The organism is Streptococcus intestinihominis (assembly GCF_046824975.1).
In the GTDB taxonomy this organism is placed as follows: domain Bacteria; phylum Bacillota; class Bacilli; order Lactobacillales; family Streptococcaceae; genus Streptococcus.
Window position 1 is genome coordinate 1,977 of sequence record NZ_JBKQBL010000005.1, and the last position, 10,203, is coordinate 12,179.

The 10,203-nt window shown below is 39.9% G+C and carries 8 protein-coding genes; 1 reads left to right on the forward strand and 7 read right to left on the reverse strand.

What is annotated here, in order from left to right; translation table 11 throughout:
* The 5 genes from ACLOR3_RS08170 to ACLOR3_RS08190 all read right to left on the reverse strand — a co-directional run.
* Positions 1 to 197, reverse strand: a 197-nt coding sequence (locus tag ACLOR3_RS08170; protein ID WP_412037136.1) for an ATP-binding cassette domain-containing protein, incomplete at its 3' end; no start/stop codon positions are given.
* A gap of 11 nt (positions 198 to 208) precedes the next feature.
* Positions 209 to 1,135, reverse strand: coding sequence for an oligopeptide ABC transporter permease OppC (gene oppC, locus ACLOR3_RS08175; protein WP_048692005.1), 927 nt, complete (start codon positions 1,133 to 1,135; stop codon positions 209 to 211).
* Positions 1,135 to 2,634 carry an ABC transporter permease gene (locus ACLOR3_RS08180; RefSeq protein ID WP_129822746.1) on the reverse strand — a complete coding sequence of 500 codons (1,500 nt, stop codon included), beginning with the start codon at positions 2,632 to 2,634 and terminating at the stop codon, positions 1,135 to 1,137. Before ACLOR3_RS08180 ends, oppC begins: the two co-directional genes overlap by 1 nt.
* A gap of 64 nt (positions 2,635 to 2,698) precedes the next feature.
* On the reverse strand, positions 2,699 to 4,684 hold the full coding sequence (locus ACLOR3_RS08185; RefSeq protein ID WP_195324804.1) for a peptide ABC transporter substrate-binding protein: 1,986 nt from the start codon (positions 4,682 to 4,684) through the stop codon (positions 2,699 to 2,701).
* 180 nt (positions 4,685 to 4,864) lie between these two features.
* Entirely contained in the window at positions 4,865 to 6,829 is a 1,965-nt protein-coding gene (locus tag ACLOR3_RS08190) for a peptide ABC transporter substrate-binding protein (protein ID WP_272080723.1), read from the reverse strand.
* A 173-nt stretch (positions 6,830 to 7,002) separates the two neighbouring features.
* On the opposite strand from ACLOR3_RS08190, the gene pbp3 reads away from it, so the two are divergent.
* Positions 7,003 to 8,244, forward strand: coding sequence for a D-alanyl-D-alanine carboxypeptidase PBP3 (pbp3, locus tag ACLOR3_RS08195; protein WP_411400881.1), 1,242 nt, complete (start codon positions 7,003 to 7,005; stop codon positions 8,242 to 8,244).
* A gap of 66 nt (positions 8,245 to 8,310) precedes the next feature.
* Here the strand turns inward: pbp3 and ACLOR3_RS08200 are convergent, their stop codons facing one another.
* Both ACLOR3_RS08200 and sufB read right to left on the reverse strand, forming a co-directional pair.
* Complete coding sequence (locus ACLOR3_RS08200) at positions 8,311 to 8,883, reverse strand: hypothetical protein (protein WP_411400879.1); 573 nt, start codon at positions 8,881 to 8,883, stop codon at positions 8,311 to 8,313.
* Positions 8,884 to 8,903: 20 nt separating this feature from the next.
* On the reverse strand, positions 8,904 to 10,203 hold a 1,300-nt coding region (gene sufB, locus ACLOR3_RS08205; RefSeq protein ID WP_412037137.1), incomplete at its 5' end, for a Fe-S cluster assembly protein SufB.

Sequence of the window (10,203 nt, forward strand, 5' to 3'; positions counted from 1 at the left end):
CCGTTGTCTTCTAACATTCCTGTGAAGGTTTTTGTGAGAACAGATTTACCAGAACCTGATTCACCAACAAGTGCCATGACTTCACCTTCAACAAGGTCTAAGGACACATTGCGAATGGCTGTTAAGACACGATCCCGAACATCAAATTCTACTACGATATCGCGAGCAGATAAGATTACATTTTTATCATTTGTCATATCTACTCCTCCTATCTATGTGTACGTGGATCGCTGGCATCTGCAAGGTTTTGTCCAACGATATAGAATGACAAGGATACCAAGACTAAGACTGTCAATGGAATCCAGAAAAGATACGCATTGGTTGTTACGTTTTGTGAGTAGTCTGAAATCAGACGACCTAAACTTGGAACTGTAATTGGCAATCCCAATCCAAAGAAGGAAAGGAAGGCCTCAGTTGAAATAAAGGCTGGCAACAATTGAGTTGTTGTCGTCACAATAACAGATACCAATTGCGGCAAAATATTTTTAGTCACGATTTTTAGAGTTGGAGTCCCCAAAGTACGGCTGGCCAAGTTGTACTCTAAATCACGGTAACGCATAATTTGGACACGGATAGAATAAGCAATCCCAATCCATCCTGTTACCGTCATCGCCAAAATCAAGTTCCAGAAACCAGCACCGATTGAGTAAGTCAAGACAATAACAATCAACATAAATGGAACGTTTGAAATAACGTTATAAACTTCCATCATGAAGCGGTCGATTGATTTTGACACACCCCAAATCCCACCAATCACTACACCGATTACAACGTTGATCAAGGTAGCAATAAAAGAGATGATAATCGAATTGCGGGCACCAAACCAAACTCCATCAAACAACGATTTACCATTGTTATCTGTACCAAAGAAAGCTTTGGCACTTGGAGGATTCAAACGAGCAGTGAAATCATTTACTTTACTTACATCATTGTAATCAAAGTTTGAAAACATTGGATAAACAAAACTCATCAAGAGAATCCCCACCAAGACTGCTAACATAAAAATGGTTGATTTCTTTTTGAAAAATTGGCGAAATACCGATTTCCAGTAGGAGTACGACGGCGCATCAATTGTTTCAGAGGCAAAGTCGTCACGTTCAACAAATTGGAATTTCTTTTTATCGATTGTAGACATTATTTGCCTCCTTTCTTAGTTGTCAATTTGATACGAGGGTCTACCATAACCATGAGAATATCACCGGCCATTGCTCCAAATACAGCAAGAACAGTAAAGATGAAGACAAGACCCACCACCATGGTATTGTTCGATGCCTTGATGGAATCAATCAACATTTTACCCATACCAGGGAAGGCAAAGACGGTTTCTGTCAAGGTAGCTCCTGAAATAACCAAGACCAATTGAACAGGAATACCTGTAACGATTGGAACCATTGCATTCTTGAAAATATGCTTGCGTGAAATTTCTTTTTCAGAGAGTCCTTTAGCACGTGCAAAACGGACAAAGTCTTGTGAGTGCAAGTCAATCATATAACGACGAATCCAAACAGCCAAACCTGGAGCGGTCAATAGTCCCAGGATGACAGAAGGAAGAACGTACGATCTCCAGTCCTGAGCTCCTAAGACTGGGAAAGAGTCTGGAAGACCGATTATTGAACCAACCAAGCGGACGATGTAGACCAAGGCAATCGTTGGAAGAGCCATCATCAATGTCAAGACAGCTGTTGAGGCACTATCAAACCATGTGTTCTTCAACAAGGCCATGTATGATCCCAATGGAATTGCGATCAAGTAAGCAATTGCAATCCCGATCAAGCCGATAATAGAAGAGCTCACAATCATGGATGGATTTTCATAGTTACTCAAAGTTGCTGTATAAGCATCTCCTTCACCAAAGCGGGCAATATCTTGAGCATCTGCCTTGCTTGGTGATTTGTAAGTACGTGAGTAGATATTGATAGAAGATTCTTTTTTCCCTGTTGGGAAGTTTACTTCACTCTTCTTGGTAGTACCTTGTCCTTGTGTAATAACCTGAAGAACCGGCGTATTTGAATAAGTTGGATAAGATTCACCCAAGTTTAACGATACAAAATTTTGATGAACGAACGGGAATTGACCATTGAAATACAAAAGATATTTATGTTTAGTCCCCGAACCAACTACTGACCAACCAATAGCTGGGTCATTTTCAATGCGAATATAGCGTTCAAGTTTTGGATTGGAAGCATCTTTGATGACATTTGGATGATCAATCTGAATCAGGTTGCCGTAGAATCCAATAACACGTTCAAAGACAGGGACTTCACGAGTTGCGTAAAAGCCTTTGTTTTCAGGGAAACGTTTCAATACCCAGCCATTTCCAAGATTAGAAATGTACTTTTTGTAGATCTTTTCGTTTTCTTTAGTAGGCTCTACAGTTACTGATGAGTCTTCCTTGCTTGCTTTTTCTTTCAAAGCTTTTGAATCAAGATATTCTATATACCCCATACGATCATAGACTGTGTTTTCATAATTGATTTTAGAATCCTTAGTCTTTGCAATCTTATTGTAGTTAGGGTCGTTTTTGAAAATTAAATTTCTTGGGGTTAGCGTATAAATAATTGTATACGTCAATGTCGTAACCAAAAAGATCGACACCAACGAACGTAAAATACGCATAAATATATATTTTTTCATATTCCGTTCCTTTAATGTTCAAAAGAACTTTCTCCCCTATTAGAGAAAGTTCTGATGAAGGTGATTATTTAACGTGTTTTTCTAGTTCTTGCTGAGCTTTTTTATTTGAATCAGCTTTTTCTTTCAACCATTTTTCACGTGCTTGATCATATTGTTTTTTAGTGACAGGTTCATCTTGAACTTCAACATATTTGAAATAAGTTGATCCTTTGTTACCTGTTTGTGATGAAGGTCCAGAGAATGGAACTACTTTTGAAACAACTGTTCCAGCACCTGAACTTGTCATAGTTGGAATCACTAATGCACTATCTGTTAACCAAGCTTGAGCTGCTGCAAATTTGTCGTAACGAGTCACTACATCTTGCGTTTCTTTTTCTGCATCATCAAGCAATTTCGCAAATTCATCTAAACCGACTGCTTTAGCAGAAGCATTGTCGACACCACCAGCAAATCCAAGGTAAGTCTTAGTTTGGTCTGGTGAAGATGGTTGCAAGGTGTCAAGGTAAGTAGATGGATCATCGTAGTCTGGATTCCATCCTACAAGCCCTTGAAGATCCCAGTCAGTTTCTGCAGCTGATGGTACGTTCAATGTAATGTTCAAGACTTCATCTTGGTCCATCATTTGAAGGTCCACAACAACGTTTTCTGTACCAAGTGTTTCTTCAACTGATTGTTTGAAGGATTGCATCCGTGACACAAAGTTTGTTGAGTTTTGTGCAACTGGAACATCCAAATGGATTGGGAATTGAACACCTTCTTTTTGGAGTTCAGCTTTTGCTTTTTCAAATTGAGCTTTTGCTTTTTCCTTGCTATAGAGGCCGTTTTGACCGTCCGCAAGATTCACACCGCTCCATTGATCTCCATAAGTTTGCAACTTGTCTGCTACTACATCCCCAAAGTCTTTACCGTTTACTTGAACAAAGGCAGGTGCAGTGTACATGTTTCGAATAGCAGCCTTAGCGTATTCTTTACCATTGACTTGCGCTGAATAATTTTCGCGGTTCAAGGCAAATGTGATCGCTTGACGGAAATTCTTGTTTAAGATAGCTTTCTTAGTAGAAGATTTTTGATCATCTGACGTCTTAGAAGTATGGTTGTATGCTTGACGGTCAATGTTGAAACCAAAGACTGCTACACCAGCTCCAGGTTGTGTGTTGTAGATATTGTCTTTGTATTTCTCTTCAACAGACGCAAAGTTTGAACTTGCTGGGAAGAGACGAGCAACTGTGTATGATCCATCACTAAAGCCACGCGCCAATGAATCTTGATCTGATCCATCATAATAAGAGAATTTGATCTTGTTGATATGAACGTTGTCTTTATCCCAGTAATCTTCGTTCTTCTCAAAAGTAATTTCTGATTTAGAAGTGATTGATTTCAAAAGGAATGGACCATTGAACAAGATTGATTTGACATTACCTGGTTGACCAAATTCATCACCCTTGCTCTTCAAGAATTCTGTACTAATTGGGAAAAGAACCCCATTAGTTGTTTTTGAATTCCAGAAAGTTTCTGGTTGATTCAAGGTGTATTCAAGCGTATAATCATCTACTGCTTTGACCCCAACCTCAGAGAAGTCTGAAATTTTTCCTTCTGAGTAGTCTTTCAATCCTTTGATTGAGTCTTTCACCAATGGAAGAGATTCTGATTTCTTGTCTGCCGCATGCTTCAATCCAGTAACAAAGTCATGTGCTGTTACTTCACCATGCTCTTCGCCGTCGGCATCATACCATTTAACACCCTTACGGATTTTATAAGTATAAGTCAAACCGTCTTTTGAAACAGACCAATCTTCAGCAATAGATGGTACAAGGTTTCCGTATTTGTCGTTTTCCAACAAACCATCTACACCGTTTGTTGTAATATCGTGTACGGAAGCTTTTGAAGATACAGTGTAATCCAAAGTTGTTGGATCATCTGTATAAACATAGCCATATGTTGTATCTTTTTTTGATGCAGACTTGCTATCTTTTGAGCCAGAACATGCTGCAAGGAAAGTTGCTGCGAGTAATGTTACTCCGGCAAATGCAAAAACTTTACTTTTTTTCATTTTGAGTCTCCATTTTATTGAATTTAGATAGAATTATAGCATAAGTGAGAAAAAAAGTAAACTAAATTTTCTGAATATTTGGCAAGTGAAAGGAGCCACTAAGCGGAGGACTGTCTAAAAAATCAATCCTTTTTAGTGGCTCCTTCCCCTACATAAACTTATGCGTTCTTACTATCCCAGCTATTTAGATTCGATGTGGTTCTTTAATTCTTCTTGGGCTTTTTTATTGGATTCAGCCTTTTCTTTCAACCATTTTTCTTTACTTGCATCGTAATCCTTTGTCTTGATGACTTCTTCTGAAAGTTCAAGATATTTATAGTTGGTTCCAGTTCCTTTTGTTCCAACCCATGAAGCTGCACGACTATACGGAACAGTCCGTTGCAACATTGGCGTTCCACCATTTGAAACAGTTGGCAAGATCAAAGAACTATCGGTTAGCCATGCTTGAGCAGCTGCGTATTTCTCATAACGTACAGCTTGGTCACTCACTTCTGCATTGGCATCTTTTAAGAGCTCTGCATACTTCCCAAAATCAACTGCTGAAATAGCAGGGCTATTCGAGCCTGCATCCACACCTAGATAGTAGAAAACAGAACCGTTAACAGGACTTAAACTCTCTAAATAAGTAGATGGATCTTGGTAGTCTGGCACCCATCCTCCGCCTGCAAGGTCATAATCTTTCTCAGCAGCAGTGTCTGTAAAGTAGGTAATATTGTTAAAGTCATCATCAGATAATTTCTGAATATCTACGACAACATTGTCTGCACCAAGAACAGCTTCTACGGATTGTTTGAAGGAGCTAGCTTGTTGTACCTGACTGTTATCTGTCTGACTAACAACGTAATCCAAATGAATTGGGAATTGTACCCCTTCTTTTTGCAGTTGTTCTTTTGCTTTTGCAAATTCAGCCTTGGCTTTTTCTTGATTGTAGAGAGTGGTTTGGGCATCATCTAGATTTACGTCTTTCCACTCATCCCCATAGGTCACCAATTGTTTCTCAACAACCTTACCGAACTCTTCACCATTTACTTGAACAAAAGTCGGTGGAACCAAGGTGTTTCGAAGAATCTTGGTCGCTGCATCTGCGCCAGATGTTTGTGCAGCATAGGCTTCACGGTCAAAGGCAAAGTTGACAGCTTGACGGAAATCCTTATTTAAAATCGCTTGTTTTGTAGACGATTTTTGAGCATCTGTCGTTTTGGCTGTATGGTTATACTTCTGACGATCGATGTTGAAGCCTAGATAGTAAGATGTACCATATTGAACACCATAAACAATATTATCACCAAATTTCTTTTTCACACTCTTATAAGTGGAGCTATTTGGCATTACCGTCGCAAATGAATATTGTCCATTCTCAAATTTCTTGATGACTGATTCTGGATCTGATCCGTCATTGTAAGTCAACTTCACATTATCAATATGAACATTCTTTTCATCATAGTATTCTTTATTTTTTACAAGTTCAATTTGAGATTTTGAAGTTAAATTCTTCAAATAATAGGGACCGTTATAGAGAATACTACTTGGTTTTAAAGAACCAAAGTCTTTTCCTTGAGATTCTAAGAACGCTGCGTTAACTGGGAAAAGGACACCTGATGTCGTCTTAGAATTCCAAAAGCTTTCTGGACGTTCCAAGGTATATTGAACGGTGTAATCATCTAGGGCTTTCACGCCAACTGTCTTGAAATCTGTTGTTTCACCCTTGGCATAGGCATCCAAACCTTTAATGGAGTTTTGGATTAAGAAGAGACCTTCTGATTTTGATTCCACAGCATGTTTGACCCCTGTCACAAAATCGTGAGCTGTTACAGCACCATACTCTTCCCCTTCACTGGTGTACCATTTAGCATCTTTTCGAAGTTTATAGGTATAGACCAAGCCATCTTCTGAAACTGTCCAGTCTTCTGCCAAACTTGGGATTAAATTTCCATATTTATCATTTTCTAACAAACCATCAACAAGGTTACTTGTAATATCAGACGTCGTTGTACGAGTCGATGCAATGTAGTCCAATGTATTTGGATCTGTTGAATAAATATAAGAATAAGTAGATTGATTGCTGCTTCCACCACCGCAGGCTGTCAATAGAAGAGCGCTGGCTAGAGAAACACCGGCCAGTACGAACCGTTTATTTACTTTCATCACTATCTCCTTATGTTAGGTTTTCTACCATTATACACTATTTCTTCCATTTTACCAACTATCTTTCAAATTTGCCTATGACCTTTGAGTCCTAAGAGAGCAAAATAGGATTAGAGCAATTGCCTTCTTTTATGATACAATAGTAGAGACAATAAACAATCGAGGATTCAAACGTGAAAAAAATAATCACCTTACTTCTTTGTCTAATGCTTGCGCTTCTCAGTACGTCTCCTGTAAAAGCGGAGGACCTAGACCTTGGAGCCCAGCATGCTATTGCGATTGATGGGACAACAGGTAAAATACTCTACGAAAAAAATAGTGATGAGAAAAAAGAGGTTGGCGGAATCAGCAACCTTTTGACCACTTATCTCGTTTACGAAGCCATTCGGCAAGGAAAAATCTCTTTAACTGATGATGTGGATATTTCTGATAAAGCCTATCAACTGACAGCTGTTGAAGGAATCAGCAACGTTCCCATGGAAGCCCGTAAATACAAGGTTAAGGACTTGCTCACTGCTCTCCTCGTATCAAACGCCAATAGTGCCGCCATCGCCTTAGCTGAAAAAGTAGCTGGTAGCGAAGAAAAATTCGTCCTCCTCATGAAAGCAAAGCTCAAAGATTGGGGAATTACAGATGCGACGATTGTGAATGCTAGTGGATTGAACCAATCTATCATTGATGGGGATGAGGAAAATAAAAAGAAAAATACCGAAAATAAGCTGAGCGCTTATGATGTGGCAGTCATAGCAAAACATCTTCTAGAAGACTTTCCTGAAGTTACAAAAATCACCTCCCTCTCCCATGCAGAATTTGCTGGAATTCAATTGGAGAGTAGCAACTATATGCTGGAAAACATGCCCAACTATCGAGCTGGGGTGGATGGTCTAAAAACTGGAAATTCCGAAAAAGGAGGGATCTCATTTGTCGCTTCTACTAATCAAAATGGAATTCGAATGATTACCGTTGTCATTGGTGTTGAGGCAATCGATGGTGACCCTTACGCACGATTTGTTGCAACAGCCAACCTGATGAATTATGTGAGCCAAAACTTCGTTCCAAGCCTCATTGTCAGCAAAGGCGAAGCATACAACAACAGTAAATCAACGGTTCACGATGGCAAGAAAACAAACGCCACTGCTGTTGCCAAGGATGACTTCATCGTGATCGAACGACAGGGAAGCCAAGCAGAAGCTAAAATCACCTTTAAAAGTAGCCAATCTTCATTTAGCGCTCCTATAAAGAAAGGTACTTCTCTCGGAACCCTTACCTACACTGATCCAGAACCCATCGGTCGAGGGTATATCGAAGGTAAAGCCCCTAGTATGGAAATGGTGAGCGGAGAAAATATCCAAAAAAGTTTCTTCTTAAAGGTGTGGTGGAATCAATTCGTTCGCTACGTCAACGAAAAACTATAAATGCTCATAAACAAAAAAAGAGGTCACCCTCTTTTTTTGTTTATTTTATTCCTGTCAACAGAACTTCTATCGAACTTCGAAATAAGGAAAAGCAGTATCGCTGTCTATTGGATGAGTCGGGATTTCTTGTTCAATCACCGCACGCCAACCTGCTACCAATTCTCCAAAAGATAAGCTAGCTTCAGGTGTAGCTGTTGTTAGCTTCCGACCAAACCAAGCCATGGTCGCCGTTTCTAATTGAAGCATGGCATAACTAATCACAGGAACATTGGCAGCTTCGTAATTTTCATTGACTGCATGGGCTACTGCTGGTGCTTGAGGCAAGAGTTGAAGGCGGATTTTTTCTACAAGTTCTGGATCCAATTCTTGCCAAGAAATTAATTTCCCATCGATTTGATAATACAAATCAAATGTTTCTTGACCCGGCTTAAAATTCACTAGCATAAAGGCACGATCCGCTTTATCAGGACCGCCAACAGCCTTCACAGCATTGATCAAGAGATTTTGTTCCATCTGTCTCCAATAATCATCTGCTTCTTCTGCTAGATCAATTGTAAAGGGTGGAACAATTTCCTCAACAGGAATTTCGCCCTTATTCGCTTTTTCAACATTACCAAATAATTTTTTTAAGAATCCCATTTGCTTCTCCTTTTATCCCCTTAACCGACAGATCCTTCCATTTCATAGCTAATCAAGCGGTTGAGCTCAACTGCATATTCCATTGGAAGTTCTTTAGTGAAAGGCTCTACAAATCCCATGACAATCATCTCAGTCGCTTCTGATTCTGACAAGCCACGGCTCATGAGGTAATAGAGTTGCTCTTCAGAAATCTTAGAAACCTTAGCTTCGTGCTCCAAAGCAACTTGCGAGTTATGGATTTCATTAAATGGAATGGTATCTGATGCAGACAAGTCATCCATAATAATGGTATCACACTCAATGTGACTGACAGATTTCGCTGAATCTTTATTGAAGGTCACTTGTCCACGGTAGTCAACCTTTCCTCCACCTTTCGCGATGGATTTTGAGACGATTGAAGAGCTGGTATGTGGAGCATTATGGATCATTTTAGCACCTGTATCTTGGTGTTGCCCCGCATTTGCAAAGGCGATAGAAAGCATAGTCCCACGCGCGCCTTCTCCATCCAGATAAACAGACGGGTATTTCATGGTCGTTTTAGCTCCGAGGTTTCCATCGATCCATTCAACTGTCGCATCTTTGGTTGCTTTGGCCCTTTTGGTTACCAAGTTATAGACATTGTCGGACCAGTTTTGGATGGTCGTGTAACGCATATAAGCGCCATCCAAGGCAAAAATTTCGACAATGGCTGCGTGCAGGCTATTGCTTGAATAAGTCGGTGCTGTACATCCTTCTACATAGTGGACGCTAGCGCCTTCGTCAACAATAATCAAAGTTCTCTCAAACTGACCTGTATTTTCATTGTTGATCCGGAAGTAGGTCTGCAAAGGAACATCGACCTTAACACCCTTCGGTACATAGATAAAGGTCCCACCTGACCAAACAGCTGAGTTGAGGGCTGCCAACTTATTATCCGTTGGAGGTACCAACTTAGCAAAGTATTGCTTAAACAAGTCTGGGTATTCCTTCAAAGCCGAATCTGTATCGGTAAAAATGATTCCGAGCTTTTGGAATTCTTCCTTCATGTTATGGTAAACTACTTCAGACTCATACTGAGCAGCTGCTCCGGCTAGGTAAGCACGCTCTGCTTCTGGAATACCAATCCGTTCAAACGTTTCCTTAATTTTTTCAGGCACTTCATCCCAGCTACGTGCAGGTTTATCAGATGGTTTTTGATAATAAATCAAATCATCAAAATCAATATCTGACAAGTCCGCTCCCCAAGTTTGCATCGGCATTTTTTTAAATACTTCATAAGACTTCAAACGGAACTCAAGCATCCATTCTGGCTCATTTTTCGCAGCAGACAACTCGCGAATA

What these genes read in the sequence shown, in the direction of transcription:
- ACLOR3_RS08190 (WP_272080723.1), bottom strand. Translation starts at nt 6,829, where the DNA reads ATGAAAGTAAATAAACGGTTCGTACTGGCCGGTGTTTCTCTAGCCAGC.
- ACLOR3_RS08185 (WP_195324804.1), bottom strand. Translation starts at nt 4,684, where the DNA reads ATGAAAAAAAGTAAAGTTTTTGCATTTGCCGGAGTAACATTACTCGCA.
- oppC (WP_048692005.1), bottom strand. Translation starts at nt 1,135, where the DNA reads ATGTCTACAATCGATAAAAAGAAATTCCAATTTGTTGAACGTGACGAC.
- ACLOR3_RS08180 (WP_129822746.1), bottom strand. Translation starts at nt 2,634, where the DNA reads ATGAAAAAATATATATTTATGCGTATTTTACGTTCGTTGGTGTCGATC.
- ACLOR3_RS08200 (WP_411400879.1), bottom strand. Translation starts at nt 8,883, where the DNA reads ATGGGATTCTTAAAAAAATTATTTGGTAATGTTGAAAAAGCGAATAAG.